This is a genomic window from uncultured Campylobacter sp., assembly GCF_938030145.1.
Classification (GTDB): Bacteria; Campylobacterota; Campylobacteria; order Campylobacterales; family Campylobacteraceae; genus Campylobacter_B.
On the sequence record NZ_CALHGM010000031.1, the window covers coordinates 26,285 to 41,584 of the forward strand.

The window sequence follows — 15,300 nt, forward strand, 5'->3', positions numbered from 1 at the left end:
TTAAGCGGAGCGTTAAAATTTAAATTTTCTAAATTTTACCTTTTTGCTAAATACCGACAAGGTGCGCGGGACGCTATCCAAATCTATATGCGTTTTGCGCATAAAATACTCTCTTAATTCCAGATACTCTTTTTCGCCATAAATCAAAACATTTATAATTCTAAGATCGCCCGTTTCGCCGTATATCACAAGCCGGTCATAGATGCCTAAGCATCTGAAACTGCCATTTTTAAGATGCATCAATATACCCGCTCCGAATAGGCTAATTGCTATCATCGAAATTAGCGCGATCATCGCATGCATTCCGCGCATAACGTATGCGCCCAAAGGCCAAAGCGACAAAAACAGCATTTCGGGTATGCTTATCCTCTGCCGCCAGTCCCAGCGCGGATCAAAACTAATCGCAACGGCGCCGATTTGTTCAAGCTTCAAAGATTTATAAGCTTTATCTTCTTTGCGGTATTCGACCTCCGAATCGTTAAATACGAAATAGACGCCCTTTTGTTGCTTTCGCCTGATAAAAAACATTACCAAAGCGAAAGGGAGTAGTCTAAAATTTTTGGGCTCAATGGGGTTTACTACGGTAACGACCGAGATGAAGAATAAGCATCCTATAAGCGTAGCAATCGTGGAATATTTCATATAATCGTAAAAAGCATAGTCTTTTATTATTATCGGATCTTTGTCGTAGTCTCTAAACCCAATCTCTTTGTTTCTTGTATCCATAACCGCCCGCTTTAGCTAAGATAATATTTTTCTATTTTATCTATATTGATATTTTTTCGAACTAAAAACCATTCTTTTATTTCGTTTAGCCTTTCCGCATCATATACGCAAACTAAATAATTTTTTGCCGATAAAATAGAGCTTAAATAATAAGTATTTTCCTGCTCATAGTACGGATAATCCACTACGATTGCAGAAAAGAATGAAAAATTCTTAAAATTGCCTACGATTAAAAAGTGAAAAAATATTTTCAAAAAGATTGCAGAAAGTATTGAAAAAATGAAGAATAATAAAATTTGCGATGATAGAAACGATAGTGCTGCAATAGAAAAAATTATAATAATATTATAAATGAAGCGACGGACTTTATCATCGTTGCAATATCCCCAAAATGGTCTGCCTATCACATAATTTAAATGAAGATTGTTCGTCCTTCTCTCAAGCTCGCCGTTGTTATAGAAATCTATAGAATTATTCATAAAGTAGATTTTGCGATTATTATTGCTTACACAGCTGCTATAAATAAGTCTCAATACTATCGCTATAAAAATTCCAAATATAACGTTAGAGCTTATTTCCATCGTCGATATATGGTGTTTTGAAAAAATTAAATCCCATATGCTTAGAATATATCCGCCTAAAATCATAGGCGCGTATAAAAATGTAATTGTAGATATTAGTAGCCTCTCATAATTTTTTACTATTATCGGCTCTTTGTCGTAGTCCCTTGCTTTAGAATTCTGCGGTAAGGCGCCGCTATCATCTGAGATGGAATTTTGCAGCTCTGCGTTATTTTCACAAGCAGAATTCTGCTCCGCTTCGGTTTCTAATTCTGTTTCTAAATTTAAAGCGTTAGGATGGGATTTTAGGGTTTCAAATTTTGAAGCTTCGGAATTTGAAGATTTAGAATTTAAGATTTCGGAATTCGGGGATTCAAAATTCAGGAATTCAGAATTCGAAGCTTCAAAATTCGAGACTTCGGAATTTTTGGTTTCAGAATTTTGGGCTTTAAAATTTTCGCCGTTAGAATTTTGTTCCAAGCCCCGCTTAGACTCTTGATGCCGCTTTTGTAGTAGCTTTCTTAATTCCTCAAGCCTGCTTTGATCCATTCGCCGCCTTTAAATTTGATGGACGCGCCATTTTATAGCGCCGCCGCTTAAAGCTCAGTAAATTTTACCACTCGCCCGCCGTGCGCCGTTTGATCAAGATTTAGCTCTCATATCTTTGCAGCGATTTTTTATATGTTTTTGCCGCAGCGCAGCCCGTGCTCAGATATACCTCAAACTCCTCGCTGGTAAGCCTGCGCGGCTCATTTGCAAGCCTTGCCGCAGCCGCTGTACCCGTCGCACAGCTAGCGCTTGTACCGAAATTCGCTTCATTTACGATCTCGCCTCGTCGGATTCGGTTGCTAAAGCCCGCTGCATGCGCTATTTGCGGCACACGCTTTAAAGAGAAGTTTAAATTTTGCGTTTCCAGATTTAAAATTTTACCCATGCATTTGCGCGGACCCGCGATAAAATCGCCATTTTGTATGAGCGGGGCGGCGGAGCCGAGCAGGTCGCTGTCCGCCAAGCTGTGCAAGTCGCCTGCCAAGCCGGGTAAGCCGCCCGCCAAAAGCTCTGCGCCGCTTAGGACGCACAGGCTTCGCACCAAAATCCCGCCGCCGCTTTGCGGGACGCTGCGAAACGAAATGTCAAAGCCGAAATTGTGAAAAAATATCTCGCCCGCCCGCGACGTGCGCTTGTAGGTGTTGCGATCCGCGCCCGTGAAATACGCCTCGATCTCCGCGAAGGCGAATTCCGCGCCACTTACGCAAAGCACATAGTTTTGCAGCAGATCGCGCATGAAATTTTCGATCTTTGCCTGCGCTCGCTCGGCATTAAACTGCGCCTGCGGCGGCTCATCACCGAACGCAAGCGCTTGTCTGACGCCCGGCTCCGACTGCGATGGACGGACGTTAAATTTTAAGTGTGCTTGCTCCGTATCAAGACGCACTTGCTCGGTATTAAATTTTAAAATTTCATCTTGCTGCACGCCGCTAGAATATGGCTGTACGCCACAAAATTCCGCATCGCCTTGTGATTTTAAGGGCTTGTCCTTGTTCCCGTCTCTCGCGCTTCCTGCAAGCTTGGAATTTTTTAAAGCAAGCTTTGAGCCCGCCGAAATTCCAAACTCCGCCGCGTTGATTTGTGAGAAAAATTTTTCTAAATTTTCATCGCCCAGCATTTTGCTCTTCCGTAGAATTTCCTTCGCGCTTCGTAGTGTTCGCCTTGCTGCTCGTAGTGCGGGCTTCGCCGTTGTTTGCCTCGGCGCGCGTTAAATTTCCGCCGTCAATCGCGTTCGTATCGTCTCGCGCTAAATTACCGTTGCTACTTGTCGTATTTGTTTCGCCGCCTTTAAAATTTGGAGCTTCGCAACGATCTACACCTAAACGCTCGAAATAATATCTCTCTCGCTCGCTTAAGTTTTCCACTCCCCTTTCGCATACACGCTTGATATACGCCTTGCTAGGGTATCTAAGCCGATTGAGCGCCAATTCACTACCCGCGTCTGCGCGCTTTATCAGCTTAGCGATGCAGGCATCATCCTCTTCACTATTTGCGATATAATCCCATATGCCACAGTATCTATCACCGCCCAGCGCCGTAATCAAAAAATAAACCCAAAGCAGGATTATGGCGATCGATATGCTTCCTTTTATTTTTAAAGATCTCTTTTTTACCATGTTTTTCCTTGAGTAATAAATTTTAACTCATTTTTTCACAAATTTGACCAACGGCATAAAATTTACGATATCGCCTTCAAGGCTAATCTTATCGCCCAGCATTTTGCTCTTCCGTAGAATTTCCTTTGCGCTTCGTTTTGTCCGCCTTGCTGCCCACAGTGTCAGATTTGCCGTTGTTTGCCTCGGCGCGCGTTAAATTACCGCCGCTCGTTGCGTTCGTATCGCCTCGCGCTAATTACCGCCGCTGCTCGTCGTGTTTGCTTCGCCGTCTTTTGACTTGGGCGTTTTAAAGCCCCAAATCTCGCAGCGATCTCCGCCAAAGCCTTGGAAATAATATCTTTCCCGCTCGCCCAAATTTTCTACCCCCTTTTCGCATGTGCGCTTGATATATGCCTAACTCGGATACATTAGTCGATTTACCGCATGGTCATCGCCGGCATCCGCGCGCTTTATCAGCCTAGCGATGCAGGCATCATCCTCTTCGTCATGCCTATCAGAAAAGAATTCCTCCATATTGCAATACATACCGCTGCTTCTTACAACTCCATAAATAATAAAAAACCCCGCAATTAGCATAATAAAAATTTTACTTTTACTAGCTTTCAATTTCGCTTTATCGCCCGACATTTGACCCTTCCGTAGAATTTATATCGCTTTTGATCGCGCCTGTTTCATTGCGGACTGTATTCGCACCTTCGCGCGTTAAATTTCTCTCGCCGTCCGTTATGTTCATATCGCCGCTCGTCGTATTTGCTTCGCCGCCTTGCAATTTTGGAGTTTTAAAGCCCCAGGGCTCACAGCTCTGGTAGCGCTCGAAATAATATCTCTCTCGCTCGCCTACGTTTTCCACCCCCCTTTCGCATACGCGCTTGATATACGCCCTGCTTGGGTATCTTAGTCTGCTTTCCGCAAAGCCGTTTCCGTCGTCCGCTCGTTTTATCAGCTTGGCGATGCAAGCGTCATCCTCTTCGCCCTGTTTATCAGAAAAGAATTCCTCCATATTACAATACATACCGCCGCTGCTTATAACTCCATAAATAATAAAACCCCCCGCAATTAGCATAATAAAAATTTTACTTTTACTAGTTTTCAAGCTCGCCTCCTTTGCGATTAAATTTTGATTTTTTTCGCAGATTTACGATTTGCGGGCGGATCGTAAATTCGCTCACGTTGGATTTCGTGCGCAGAATTTGCAGCGTAAAATTTGCGATCTCCTCAGCGTCCACGAAGCTAGCCTCATCATCCGCGGGCTCGAAGTTTAAATCCTCGTAAAACGGCGTTTTGGTGATGTCCGGGTTGATGCAGCTTACTCTGATCTGCTTGCGCGCCTCCTCGAAAAGGCAGAGCAGAAACGCCCGCAGCCCCGCCTTACTCGCGCTATAAACCGCGCTAAAGCGGCTCGCTCGCAGCGCCTCGATCGAGCTAATGCCGATGATATGGGCGCGGTTGCGTTTTAAATTCGGCAAAAGCGCACGCGTGATGATGATGTTTGCGGCGAGATTTACGTTTAAAATTTTTAAAATTTCGCTCTCGCTAATCGCCTCAAGTGGCGCAAATTTCGCCGTACCCGCGCATAAAATCAGCGCGTCAATACCTTGCGCCGCAGCCAGCGCGCGGCACTCCTTTGCTAGCGCGTCCGTATCCTCGAAGCGCGAGCTTAGCGTTAAAATTTCATAGCCGTTTTGTCGCAAAAGCTCCGCAACCGCGCTGCCGATGCCGCCGCTTGCGCCCGTGATCAATGCTTTCATCTTTTCTCCTTTAAATTTTATGCGGCTTCGGCGCGTTAAATTTCGCGCGTCATGTAAATTTCGCTGCGCTAAATTTTCTCTGCCCATTGTATCCGCCGCTAAATTTACGCGGATTATTTAAACCGCGCCGCGACCTGCGCTGGGTAAAATTTTAAATTTAGCCCGCGGACGTTTTGCTGTGCGAGCGTTTTGTAAAATTTCATCGCCACTCGCTGTGCCCGCCCCGCACGATTTATAAAATTTAATTTTATAAAACTCGGCGCGCCGCTAGATTTTAATCGCTCGCTCGCCGCAAATTTCGCGCTGTATCCTCGGCGCCGCATGCGAGCCGGTACAAGCGCGACGTCTGCGGCAAACAGCGCGTCTAGCGCCGCCGTATCTTTGTAAAATACGCCGCCTTCATCGCCTCTTCAAAGGCGTCATTGCTTTCGTACTCGTGCCCCAAAACCTCGCGCCATAGGCTCGCATCCTCCATGCAGAGGTAGAAAAACACTCGCTCGCGCCACGGCGAAAGCGCGTCCGCGGCAAATTTGAAAAGCTCGCGTTTGATCTGCAGCGGGTAGGACAGCTTGCCGTTCGCGTCCGCAAGGGGCATCTGTAGAATTTTGCTCCGCAGCCCGCGAGAGCGCAGCTTCTTGACGACGGGTTTGATAAAGGTAAGCGTGCCGAGCGAAACCATCGCGACGCCGCTTGGATCGAAGCGGCGCAGCAGCCGCTCAAAAAGCGCGCCGTAATCACTCTGCCACCCTTCGTACCAAACCATCGGGTGGAGGTGAAAGCCCACCAAAATGCCGCGCGCCGCGAGCGCTTCGGCTGCCGCCAGCCGCGCATCCAGGCTCGCGCTTAGATGCTCTTCGTTCGCTATGATCGCGGGGGTATTTAGCGAGAAGGTGACGATGAAATTGCGCGGGATCTCGCGCTGCAGGAAAAAACGGATATTGTTAGACTTGCTTTTAAGCTCCAAAATCACGTTTTCATGCCGCGCCGCGAAGTCCGTTAGCGCGCTTAAAATGCCGAAGCGATCGCCCCACATGAGCGAGTCGGAGCTCTGCCCCGTGCCGATGTGGTAGCTGCGCGCGGGATCAAGCCGCAGCCGCGCTAAATTTGCCGCAAAATTCTCGTCAAAGCCGATTTTCCCGTGCTTGTAAAAGGAACCGATCGCGCAATAGGAACAGTCAAAGCCGCACGAATTGACTGCATCGAGCGTCAGCAGATTGCAGCAGCGCGTGTTTTCGCTCGCCACCGGGCAGCGCCCCAAAGCGATGCGGTCCGCGCGAAAGGATGAAATTTGAAATTTTTTCGGCGCGTAATCGCTTTTGAAGCTCGCGTATGAGTGCGGGCGCGACTTGAGATCCAGCCAGGCTTCGCGCACGAAATTAAAAATTTGCTCGCCGTTTGGGGCTTTCCCTGTTTTATTAAATTTGGCTTTATTAAAATTTAGCCCGCACTGCCCGTCCGCAAGCAGCTCATAAACGGGCGTCTCGTCCCACGCCTCAAAATCGCTCGCAAACTCCGCTAGCTGCTTTTTTTGCTGAAATGAAAAGTGAAATTTATCAAATAGCGCGCCCAAAAACGCGCTTGATCGCTCGCTCAGATTCACGCCAAACTGCGTGCCTAGCTCCTTTTTCGCCTCCGTCATCTTGCTCCGCTTCGTTAAAATTTTGCAAATTATACTTAAATTTCGCGCGCCGTCACTGAAAATCGTTGAAATTTCAGGTCGCGCCGCAGAATAGTCGCTCGAAATAGAAGGCGTAAGCTAGCGTAATAGCGACGTTTAGGATCACAATTCCGCCGAGTGCAAACTTTTGCGGGATTTTCTTGACGCCCGTTCGGTAGTAATACGGCAGGGCGCAGAAAAACGCGGGCAGCACGAGCAGAACGATGCCTAGCGGCATGCCCGCACCGCCCACGCCTATCTCCGCACTGCGCACGAACTGCGACATGGCGGGGAATTTAAGGGCGGCGAAAATGGCCGCCGCAAAGAGTAGCTGCACGCAGAAGCAGTAAAATAGGTAGCGCTCGCCTATTAGAGCGTCTTTTAGCCATAGCCCGATACAGGCAAATGCGAGCAAAAGGGCTAAAAAGACTAGCGAGGACAGATCGGCAAACAGATCCGCCGCGGCATACGCGCAAGCTGCGATGCATGCGCACGCCAAGAGGGCAAAATACAGATAAGAGCCTTTTATTTTCATCGTTTCTCCTAAGCGAGCCCGCGTTTATGCGAGCTTGCGCGATCTTTTTCGCTTTTAAAATTTGGCGCGAAAGGCATTAAAGGGCGCCATGGCGCTTATTTTGGCGCTAAGGCTAACGAAGCGCGTCGTAGCGCTCGTTTTGACGCGGAAACTTACGAAGGCGCCACAGCGTTCGTATGGATAAATTTTATAAACCGCCCGTGCCGCGCTTTTTATTGCGTCGCCACTCGCGCCTTTTGATGCGGGCAAAACAGCTCCTCCGCACTCGTCACATCTACCGCCGCGCAGATTTTCGCGACGTTTTGCGCGAGCTGTCGACGCAGCCGCTTGAAGCTAACATAAATTTTTGCAAAATACGCGTAGGGCGCGCCAAGCTCGCTCCCGCGGCGATCGTCGTGCGGCTTCTCCAAGCTTAGCGGCACGTGTACGGCTCGCTCCCGCGAGTTCATCCGAGATTAGCGGCGTCGCATGCGGCTCGTCTTGCTCGTCCGTTTTCAAATTCTAAAAGCAGGCTTGTCCAGCCTAGATCGTAAGCTAAATTTTACTTCACGGCATCGGCATAAAGCTAGGCTTTGCGTCCGCGTGCGGGTCGCTACCCTCGCGTGTATCGTGCTTTTGCGCCCCGCAATACCCTTAAATTCCGCGTCGTATTCGACGCGCGAGGCTAAAATTTTATCCCTCGGCCAGGTTTTTTTGCACGCACTCATAGTTAAATTTCGCCCTTTATCGCGGCGCGGATTTGCGGCAGGCGCGCCTTTACGAGCTCATAGACGAAGCTTTTGCTAAGCCGCTCGCCGCGCAGATGATCGCTTACGATCTTCATCATCGCCCACGGCACGCCCGCGCGCTCGCAAGCGCTCGCGAAAAGCGCGCTCTCCATATCGTAAAGCGTAACGTAGTGATTTGCGTGCCCGCAGGTAGCATCTTTTGCCGTGCACGGCGTATTTTGTGTTGCACGCGCTGCGGTATTCGTCGCGTCATTGCGTTTGCCCGTCGCGCTTTGTGCCGCAGCCTGAGACGCGCCTCGCATGAAATTTTTTGTATTTTCTGCGCCGTTCGCCCCTTGCGTTGGGGCTTGTGTGTTTATCTCGCCGCACGCCTCGATCGCTGCGATACTTGCCGCATCAGTTCGCTCCGCTGCATTTAAAATTTTAGGCTTGCTCACGCAGATTAAATTTGCCCGCAGCTTGCCGTCTAAACTCGCGCCGCAAAATTCCCGCTCGCAAACGTTTTGAAATTTCGGAGCCTGTGCACTGTGTTCCCCGACCTGCGAGCGATAAAATTTCGATCCGTCCTCGTCGCAAAATTCCCGCGCCTGTGTACCGTCAAAATAAAACGCCTCGCCGATTTGCACGTTTGTATCCTCGCAGCCGCAGACTCCTATGTTTAGCGCAAAGTCCACGCGCCGCGAAAGTAAAATTTCACCGAAGCGCTCTGAATTTTGCGCGGAACCAAAATCTGAAATTTCAAAATTTTCAGCCTCATTTCGCGCAGAGCCTGTCTCTGCGTCGCCGCAGAGCGCGCCCGCGCCCAAACGATGCTTAAATTTTGCGTCCGCGCCGCGCCGATCCCTGCGAAGCTTGCGCCCGAATTCCGCGTTCGCATCGGCGCGACGAACAAATTCTGCGCCCGCTTCAAATTTAGCTCCAAACCTCACGCCGCAGATGTATAGAAGCATCTGCTCGCCTGCGAACAGATCGCCGCTGCGAGTAAGTTTAAAACTCTCGATTATCGCTTGGGCTTCGCAGCGCAAAGCCGTACAGATCAGTATCATTTGCCGCCTTTGTTAAAACCGCATTTTAACAATTTGAGCTATAATATAAGATTAATTTGGCACAAAAGGGCGAAAATGAACGATCTCATCACCATCACGGGCGCGCGCGAGCACAATCTGAAAAATATAAATTTGCAAATTCCAAAGGACAAACTCGTCGTTTTTACCGGTCTCAGCGGCAGCGGCAAGAGCACGCTGGCGTTTGATACGCTATATGCCGAGGGGCAGCGCAGATACGTCGAGAGCCTAAGCAGCTACGCGAGGCAGTTTTTAGACCGCGTAGGCAAGCCTGACATCGATAAGATCGACGGTCTGACGCCCGCAATCGCGATCGATCAAAAAACGACGTCGAAAAATCCGCGCTCGACGGTGGGCACGATTACCGAAATTTACGACTATCTGAGGCTGCTTTATGCGCGCGTGGGGGTGCAGCACTGCCACAAATGCGGCAAGCCGGTCTCAAAGATGAGCTCCAGCGACATCATCGCCGAGATTATGAAGCTACCGCGCGGCGCGAAGGTGATCTTGGGAGCACCCTTGGTGCGCGAGAAAAAAGGTAGCTTCGCCGACATGTTGCAAAGCTTGCGCGAGCAGGGCTACGTACGCGCTCAGATCGACGGCGTGCTGGTGCGGTTGGATGAGGAGATCGAGCTGAGCAAGACGAAAAAGCACTCGATCAAGGTCATCATCGACCGCACGATCATCGACGAGGAAAATTCCATCCGTATCGCAAGCGACGTCGAAAAGGCGCTCAAGCTCAGCTTCGGCGAGCTTGAGGTGGAGATCGCAAACGCCGCCGAGCTGAGGCTTGCACAGAGCCTGATCCACTACAGCGAGCATATGGCGTGCTTTGATTGTAAAATTTCATTCAAGCCGCTCGAGCCGCTCGCGTTTAGTTTCAACTCCCCAAAGGGCGCGTGCGAGAGCTGCGACGGGCTAGGGATAAAATTTAGCCTCGATCTGGGCAAGATCATCAACGAAAACGCCTCGATCGAGGGCGGCGCGATCAAGGTGATGTCGGGATTTAACAAGAGCTATTATTATAAATTTCTGCTCGGGTTTTGCGAGGCAAACGGCATAAACGTCAAAATCCCGTATGCAAACTTAAGCGAGGAGCAAAAAAAGCTGATCCTCTACGGCAGCGTCAAAGAGATCGATTTTTACTGGAAAAAACATAAGCTCGTGCGAAAATTTGAGGGCGCGATCAAATACGCCTACGATCTGCTCAAAAACGAAAGCGATCTGGACGATTATATGAGCGAAAAAATTTGCCCCGACTGCGGCGGGCTGCGCCTGCGCCCCGAAAGCCTCGCCGTAAAGGTCGCAGACAAGGGCATCGGCGACGTGATAAATATGAGTATCGCAGACTGCGTGGAATTTTTCAGCGATGAAAAGCGGTTTTCAAATTTAAGCGAAAAGGACGCGCAGATCGCTGCGCCGATCCTAAAAGAGATCAACGAAAGGCTGTTTTTCTTAAAGGACGTGGGGCTTGGATACCTCACGCTTGGGCGCGATGCGCGCACCATCAGCGGCGGCGAGGCACAGCGTATCCGTATCGCAAGCCAGATCGGCTCTGGTCTTAGCGGCGTGATGTATGTGCTCGACGAGCCTAGCATCGGGCTTCACGAGCGCGATACGCAAAAGCTCATCAAGACGCTGCGAAGCTTGCAAGAAAAGGGAAATTCCGTAATCGTCGTCGAGCACGATAAAAAGACGATCGAGGCGGCGGACTTCGTCGTAGATATAGGCCCCGGAGCGGGTAATCTAGGCGGCGAGGTCGTATTTGCCGGGGATGTGGCGCATCTGCTTAAAAGCAACACGCAAACCGCGCTGTATCTGAATAACCAAAAGGAGATAAACTACCAAAAGCACCGCAAGCAGGAGCTTTGGCTAAGTATTAAAAACGTAAATATCAATAACATCCACGGCCTTTGCGCGAAATTTCCGCTGCGAAATTTAGTCGGCATCACGGGCGTTAGCGGCAGCGGCAAGAGCTCGCTGGTGCTACAAACCATCCTACCGACGGCACTTGAGGAGCTAAATCGCGCCAAAAAAGTGCACGCGGTAAAGGGCGCTAAAATTTCGGGGCTTGAGAGCCTGGATAAAGTGATCTATCTGGATCAAACCCCGATCGGACGCACCCCGCGCAGCAATCCCGCGACCTACACGGGGGTGATGGACGAGATCCGCGCGCTTTTTGCCGCGACGAAGGAAGCGCAACTGCGCGGATACAAGATCGGCCGCTTCAGCTTCAACGTCAAGGGCGGGCGCTGCGAAAAATGCGCGGGCGAGGGCGAGATCACGATCGAGATGCACTTCCTGCCCGATATCAGCGTCGTTTGCGATGTCTGCCACGGCACGAGATACAACGCGCAGACGCTTGAAATTTTATACAAAAACAAAAGCATAGCCGACGTTTTGGCGATGAGTATCGACGAGGCGCTCGAGTTTTTCAAAGCCGTGCCCAAAATTTATCAAAAGCTAAAGACGCTCGCGGACGTCGGGCTCGGCTACGTTTCGCTAGGCCAGCCCGCCACGACGCTTAGCGGCGGCGAGGCACAGCGCGTCAAGCTCGCCAAGGAGCTAAGCCGCACCGACACGGGCAACACGCTATATATCCTAGACGAGCCCACGACGGGGCTACATTTTGCAGACGTAGATCGCTTGGTGGCGGTGCTGCATCATCTGGTCGATCTTGGGAATTCCGTCTTTGTGATCGAGCACAATCTGGACGTCATCAAAAATTGCGATTACATAATCGATATGGGGCCCGAAGGCGGCGAGGGCGGCGGACAGATCGTCGCTTGCGGCACCCCAGAAAAGCTTGCGAAAGATTTCAAAAAGACTGGTAGCTACACGGGGGAATTTTTGACGCAGGAGCTAGCGGCGATGAAAAGCGCAAGCAAAAATAAGCGAGGTTAAAACGCCTTATCAGGGGCAAGAATGGATCAAAACAGGCTTGAGGAATTAAAAAGGTTACTACAAAAGCGACATCAAGAGCCGAAGCGGAGCTTGGAGCAAAATTCTAACGGCGAAAATTCTAAAACCCCAAATTCTGAAATCCAGAATTCTGAAGTCTCAAATTTTGAAGTTTCGAATTTTAAAGCTCAGAATTCCGAAGTCCCAAATTCTAAATTCTTGAATTATAAATCTTCAGATTCTGAAGTCTCAAATTCTGAATCCATGAATTCTAAAGCTCCTAATTTCGCTACCGACGCTTTAAATTTAAAAACCGAAGCGGATCAGAATTCTGCCTGCGAAAACAGCGCAGAGCCACAAAATTTTACCTCGAATGACAGCGGCTCTTTGTGGCAGAATTCCAAAGTCAGAGATTACGACAAATATCCGCTAGTCATCAAAGATCATACTTATTAGGACTATATGAAATACTCTATAGTTCCTACTATGGTAGGCTTGTTGATAGCACTTGCATTTGCCACTATCGTAAATCCTATAAACATTGAAATGTTTCGCCTCGTTCCTTTGGTCTTGGTAATATTCGTAACAAATTTTATGAATAGAGACGGCGCATACTTCGTGTTTTATAACGATAAAATTTTATATTACAATAAAAATAAGATTCGTAAAACGTTCGAGTTAAATAAGATCGGCGCTATGGTTTTGAGCTTTGACTGGAGATGGAGCTGGAAACAAAAAATCCCAATTTTTATAAAAATTTTTCTTGTTATTTGGTTTTTGCTCGGCTGCTATACGACGGGAGAGCCGATCAACGGCGTGGCGATAATTTTTACTTTTTGCTTTTCCATTTTAACCACCAAAGCCTATATGCATCTACTTAACGGCAGCCTCAGCCTTTTCGGTCTTCACGATCAGCTCGTGCTTTATAAGGAAAACGCCGAGGTCGAGATACTAAATATTTTGATGGCGGATAAAGAGGAATATCTGCAGCTGAGAGATTATTTTATGCAAACGATGCAAAAAGATATAAGCAACCTGCAACGCACGATGTCGATTTTTAATGAAAAGATAGAATTTAGAAAATTTAAATTTTAAAATTTGATTAGATTATGTATTTTAAAATTCCGTACTAGTTTGCTTTTTTTTTGAGATTAAAATCCCTCTGCTACAATGTTGTAAAGATATCCTACCGTTTCGTCGCTTAAATTTAGCGTCTTTTTGCTTCGTAAAAATTCTAAAATTTCATCCTGCGCAAAGCCCGTTCTTTGCGCGCAGCTCTCGTGCGCAGGTAAAAAGCCGCGGCATAGCGCGATATTTTCTAAAATTTCCTCATCACATAAAAAACAATACGGCTCGTCGTGCAACCGCCCTTCAAATTTTAAAATTTCGGCGTAGCTTTCTACGATTATACGGCGCGGATTTTGTTTGCCAAAGCGCATAGCAGCGCGGTTTAGCAGCTCGTAATAGAATTTATCCAGATGCTCGGCATCTTTTAGATGCGCGTGCAAAAGCCGCATGAACTGCTGCCAAAATAGCAGCTTCTCGCGGCTTCCTAGCCACGCGTATCCTAGATGCATCACGCCGCTAAGGCGAGGGAGGAAATTTTGATTTTGCGAGAGCTCGAAGTCGATTTTATAGCCCTGGATGATGTTTGAATGGCGCGCGCCGTAGAAGCGGTACGCACGCACGAGCGCACTTTCGCTTAGCACGTCTACGATGCAGTCCTCATCCCTAACCTTGGTCGTTTTTAATATAAATCCTTGCATTTTCCTATTTTAGCGAAATTCACATATAAATTTAAATAAAGAATTTTAGGTTATAATCAGAAGTTTCATTTCATAGAATTTAAAGGAAATCATATGAATTTTGGAGATCTATTTTCAAAAATACGTAGGACGCAACCTGCGCCGAGCGAAGCACCTACGCACTGGATAAAGTGCCCGGGATGCGGCGCGCTGATGTATAGCAAAGAGGTCGAGCAAAATCATAGCGTTTGCCCCAAGTGTAACTATCACCTTCGTTTTGACGCGCAGGCTCGCATCGATCTGATCTGCGACGAGGGCTCGTTCGTGGAGTTCGATAAAAATTTGCAGCCCGTCGATCCGCTAAAATTCGTCGATAAAAAATCCTACAAAAGGCGCATCTCCGAGAGTAAGGAAAAAACAGGCAGACTAAGCGCGGTGATTGCGGGCGAGGGCGCTATAAGTCGCCAAAAAATTCAGCTCGTGGTGTTTGATTTTAACTTCATGGGCGGAAGCCTGGGCTCCGTGGAGGGCGAAAAGATCGTGCGTGCCGTAAAGCGCAGCCTCGATAAAAACGAGCCGCTAATCATCGTAAGCGCAAGCGGTGGCGCGAGGATGCAGGAGAGCACCTTTTCGCTAATGCAGATGAGCAAAACCTCCGCCGCGCTTAAAATTTTATCCGAGCATAAAATTCCATTCATCTCCGTTCTTACCGATCCTACGATGGGCGGCGTGAGCGCGTCCTTTGCGTGGCTAGGAGATATCATCATCGCAGAGCCCGGCGCTCTTATCGGCTTTGCCGGACAGCGCGTCATCAAGCAAACTATCGGCGCAGATCTGCCGGAGGGCTTTCAAAGATCGGAATTTCTGCTCGAGCACGGATTAATTGATGCGATCGTGCCTAGAGCTGAGATGAGGCAGTATCTAAGCGATATAATAAATGTGCTTAGCAAAAACGCTGTGCAGATTGACGATACGAGTGATAAATCGTTACACGAAGAGGGAAGCGAAGAGTAGTGCAGATAACGGTAAATTCCATCCAAAAGGGCGCGGACGAGTTCGCAGGCGCGATAAGCGATTATAAAAAAATGGCAGCTAAATTTGCGGCGGTGCGAGATGAGACCTTTTTTAACGCTAATATCGCTCGTGCCCAAGCAGCGTCTCGCGAGCTCGCACTTATGGCGTACGATGAAGCTTATCTACCGCGCCTTAGCGGATACGTCGTAGCTCTGGATGAGCGCGGACAGGAGCTAGATAGTGTGGAATTTGCGAGTATGCTAAAGGATAAAAGTAGCGTGTCGTTTTTTATCGGCGGCGCTTATGGGCTTAGTGAAAATTTTAAGGCAAAAGCCGATAAAATAATCAGTCTTAGCAGGCTTACGTTAGCGCATAAAATCGCTAAACTTTTGCTCTTTGAGCAAATTTTTCGCGCGCTGTGCATTAACGCAAACCATCCATATCACAAATAAAGGGA

General features: G+C 48.4%; 18 protein-coding genes. 5 read left to right on the forward strand and 13 right to left on the reverse strand.

From position 1 onward, the window contains the following. Window positions 1-12: 12 nt before the first annotated feature. The 12 genes from Q0323_RS06145 to Q0323_RS06200 all read right to left on the reverse strand — a co-directional run bounded on the left by Q0323_RS06145 (window position 13) and on the right by Q0323_RS06200 (window position 9,165). Entirely contained in the window at window positions 13-726 is a 714-nt protein-coding gene (locus Q0323_RS06145; RefSeq protein WP_298052593.1) for a hypothetical protein, read from the reverse strand. A gap of 11 nt (window positions 727-737) precedes the next feature. Then, window positions 738-1,835, reverse strand: a complete 1,098-nt coding sequence (locus tag Q0323_RS06150; RefSeq protein ID WP_298052595.1) for a hypothetical protein — start codon at window positions 1,833-1,835, stop codon at window positions 738-740. 100 nt (window positions 1,836-1,935) lie between these two features. Continuing rightward, window positions 1,936-2,952 (reverse strand): hypothetical protein, encoded by a 1,017-nt coding sequence (locus Q0323_RS06155; protein ID WP_298052597.1) that lies wholly within the window; start codon window positions 2,950-2,952, stop codon window positions 1,936-1,938. Then, complete coding sequence (locus tag Q0323_RS06160; RefSeq protein ID WP_298052598.1) at window positions 2,939-3,451, reverse strand: hypothetical protein; 513 nt, start codon at window positions 3,449-3,451, stop codon at window positions 2,939-2,941. Before Q0323_RS06160 ends, Q0323_RS06155 begins: the two co-directional genes overlap by 14 nt. A 231-nt stretch (window positions 3,452-3,682) precedes the next feature. Next, window positions 3,683-3,805 carry a hypothetical protein gene (locus Q0323_RS06165; RefSeq protein WP_298052600.1) on the reverse strand — a complete coding sequence of 41 codons (123 nt, stop codon included), beginning with the start codon at window positions 3,803-3,805 and terminating at the stop codon, window positions 3,683-3,685. A 39-nt stretch (window positions 3,806-3,844) separates the two neighbouring features. Then, window positions 3,845-3,976 (reverse strand): hypothetical protein, encoded by a 132-nt coding sequence (locus Q0323_RS06170; protein ID WP_298052602.1) that lies wholly within the window; start codon window positions 3,974-3,976, stop codon window positions 3,845-3,847. Window positions 3,977-4,064: 88 nt separating this feature from the next. After that, window positions 4,065-4,544 carry a hypothetical protein gene (locus tag Q0323_RS06175; protein WP_298052605.1) on the reverse strand — a complete coding sequence of 160 codons (480 nt, stop codon included), beginning with the start codon at window positions 4,542-4,544 and terminating at the stop codon, window positions 4,065-4,067. Continuing rightward, window positions 4,534-5,199, reverse strand: a complete 666-nt coding sequence (locus Q0323_RS06180; protein WP_298052607.1) for an SDR family oxidoreductase — start codon at window positions 5,197-5,199, stop codon at window positions 4,534-4,536. The genes Q0323_RS06175 and Q0323_RS06180 overlap by 11 nt, the downstream gene beginning before the upstream one ends. A gap of 364 nt (window positions 5,200-5,563) precedes the next feature. Continuing rightward, window positions 5,564-6,838: a spore photoproduct lyase family protein gene (locus tag Q0323_RS06185; protein ID WP_298052610.1), complete on the reverse strand. Its 1,275-nt coding sequence runs from the start codon at window positions 6,836-6,838 to the stop codon at window positions 5,564-5,566. A gap of 73 nt (window positions 6,839-6,911) precedes the next feature. Continuing rightward, entirely contained in the window at window positions 6,912-7,391 is a 480-nt protein-coding gene (locus tag Q0323_RS06190; protein WP_298052613.1) for a hypothetical protein, read from the reverse strand. A 54-nt stretch (window positions 7,392-7,445) separates the two neighbouring features. Continuing rightward, window positions 7,446-7,640 carry a hypothetical protein gene (locus Q0323_RS06195; protein ID WP_298052616.1) on the reverse strand — a complete coding sequence of 65 codons (195 nt, stop codon included), beginning with the start codon at window positions 7,638-7,640 and terminating at the stop codon, window positions 7,446-7,448. Between the two features lie 460 nt (window positions 7,641-8,100). Next, window positions 8,101-9,165: a hypothetical protein gene (locus tag Q0323_RS06200; RefSeq protein ID WP_298052619.1), complete on the reverse strand. Its 1,065-nt coding sequence runs from the start codon at window positions 9,163-9,165 to the stop codon at window positions 8,101-8,103. Between the two features lie 75 nt (window positions 9,166-9,240). Between Q0323_RS06200 and uvrA the strand changes: the two genes are divergently transcribed. The 3 genes from uvrA to Q0323_RS06215 are packed head-to-tail and all read left to right on the forward strand — an operon-like array spanning window position 9,241 to window position 13,179. After that, window positions 9,241-12,087 (forward strand): excinuclease ABC subunit UvrA, encoded by a 2,847-nt coding sequence (gene uvrA / locus Q0323_RS06205; RefSeq protein WP_298052622.1) that lies wholly within the window; start codon window positions 9,241-9,243, stop codon window positions 12,085-12,087. A gap of 21 nt (window positions 12,088-12,108) precedes the next feature. After that, window positions 12,109-12,540 carry a hypothetical protein gene (locus Q0323_RS06210; protein ID WP_298052624.1) on the forward strand — a complete coding sequence of 144 codons (432 nt, stop codon included), beginning with the start codon at window positions 12,109-12,111 and terminating at the stop codon, window positions 12,538-12,540. Window positions 12,541-12,546: 6 nt separating this feature from the next. After that, the gene (locus Q0323_RS06215; protein ID WP_298052625.1) at window positions 12,547-13,179 is read left to right on the forward strand and encodes a hypothetical protein; all 633 of its coding nucleotides are present in this window, start codon (window positions 12,547-12,549) and stop codon (window positions 13,177-13,179) included. A 56-nt stretch (window positions 13,180-13,235) separates the two neighbouring features. Here the strand turns inward: Q0323_RS06215 and recO are convergent, their stop codons facing one another. Further along, the gene (gene recO, locus Q0323_RS06220) at window positions 13,236-13,850 is read right to left on the reverse strand and encodes a recombination protein RecO (protein WP_298052626.1); all 615 of its coding nucleotides are present in this window, start codon (window positions 13,848-13,850) and stop codon (window positions 13,236-13,238) included. A 93-nt stretch (window positions 13,851-13,943) separates the two neighbouring features. On the opposite strand from recO, the gene accD reads away from it, so the two are divergent. Next, the gene (gene accD, locus Q0323_RS06225) at window positions 13,944-14,843 is read left to right on the forward strand and encodes an acetyl-CoA carboxylase, carboxyltransferase subunit beta (protein WP_298052627.1); all 900 of its coding nucleotides are present in this window, start codon (window positions 13,944-13,946) and stop codon (window positions 14,841-14,843) included. Beyond that, window positions 14,843-15,295 carry a 23S rRNA (pseudouridine(1915)-N(3))-methyltransferase RlmH gene (locus Q0323_RS06230; protein WP_298052628.1) on the forward strand — a complete coding sequence of 151 codons (453 nt, stop codon included), beginning with the start codon at window positions 14,843-14,845 and terminating at the stop codon, window positions 15,293-15,295. The genes accD and Q0323_RS06230 overlap by 1 nt, the downstream gene beginning before the upstream one ends. The last annotated feature ends 5 nt before the right edge of the window (window positions 15,296-15,300 follow it).